Origin of the sequence: Novosphingobium sp. SG751A (assembly GCF_013149295.1) — a bacterium.
Lineage (GTDB): Bacteria > Pseudomonadota > Alphaproteobacteria > Sphingomonadales > Sphingomonadaceae > Novosphingobium.
The window spans coordinates 1-1,424 of the sequence record NZ_JABGCB010000067.1; the positions used below are offsets into that span (position 1 = coordinate 1).

At 62.4% G+C, this 1,424-nt stretch carries 1 pseudogene; it reads right to left on the minus strand.

From position 1 onward, the window contains the following. Positions 1–53: 53 nt before the first annotated feature. Positions 54–1,264 (minus strand): annotated as a pseudogene (locus FHW96_RS25885) (IS256 family transposase). Positions 1,265–1,424: the final 160 nt, after the last annotated feature.

Here is a 1,424-nt window from a genome sequence, read left to right on the forward strand (position 1 = left end):
GATCACGTCCGTCAATGTGGTGTAAAATCTGGTGTGGCCATTGGGCTGCATTTTCATGCGGCCTTGGGTGTAATCTGTAGCGGCTGAACCTCCTCGATAATTGGTGTGGCAAGGGCTGCCATGCCCTCGATCTGCATGTAGCGGTGCTGAAGTTGATATTCGTCGTTCTGCTCGAGCAGGACGGCTCCGACGAGGCGGATGATGCTATCCTCGTTGGGAAAGATGCCGACGACATCGGCGCGGCGCTTAACTTCCTTGTTCAGCCGTTCCAGTGGGTTGGTCGAATGCAGCTTGACCCGGTGCTGCTCGGGGAAGGTCATGTAGGCGAGCACATCGTGCTCGGCGGCGTCCATGCAGGCGCCCAGCTTTGGCCAGCGGACACGCAACTGGTCGGCGACCTGGCGCCAGACCTGTGTCGCGGCAGCGTGATCGGGCTGGAGGAAGACCTGACGGATGGCAGCGGCAACCACAGTGTTCTGGCCCTTGGTCACATAGGCCAGCGCATTGCGCATGAAGTGGACGCGGCAGCGTTGCCAGGTGGCGCTGAGCACGCGGGTGATCGCCGCCTTGAGGCCCTCGTGGGCATCGGAGATGACCAGCTTTACCCCGTCAGTCCGCGGCGGGCCAGGTCCTTGAGGAAGTCGGACCAGAAGACCTCAGCCTCGGAAGGTCCGATGTGCAGGCCGACGATCTCGCGCTTGCCCTCGGTGTTGACGGCAACGGCGATTATCGCGGCGACACTGACGATCCGGCCGCCCTCGCGCACCTTCAGATAGGTGGCATCGAGCCAAAGGTAGGGCCAGTCGCCGGTGAGCGGACGTTTGAGGAAGGCATGGACACGCTCGTCGATGTCCTTGCAAAGCTTGGAGACCGAAGACTTGGAGATGCCGGTCATGCCCATCGCCTGCACCAGCTCGTCGACCCGCCGCGTGCTGACGCCGGCGATCCACGCCTCCTGGATCACCGCAACCAGCGCCTTCTCGAGGGTCTTCCTCGGTTCCAGAAAGCCGGGGAAGTAGGCGCCGGTCCGCAACTTGGGGATCTTGAGGTTGAGCGTGCCGAGCCGGGTATCGAGGCTGCGGTCGCGGTAGCCATTGCGCCAGGTCGTCCGGTCGCCGGAGCGTTCGTGCCGGCCAGCGCCGACCAGGCCGTCGACATCAGCCTCCATAATGATCTGCAATACGCTCTCGGCGATCGTGCGCAGAAAATCTCCATCTCCGGTCTTCGCCATCAGCTCGGCAAGCGGTAGTCTGTCGTCGGTCATCGGGATCAACTCCTCGGTTGGCGTGTGAAGTGTGGTAACTCCACCTTACCGATGAGCCCGGTGGCCACCGAGATCGAAATCGCATGGGGTGGGGCATGCCCCACCCCATGCGATCGCCTCAATCTACACCGGAAATTACACCACGAGCCCGGACGCTAAC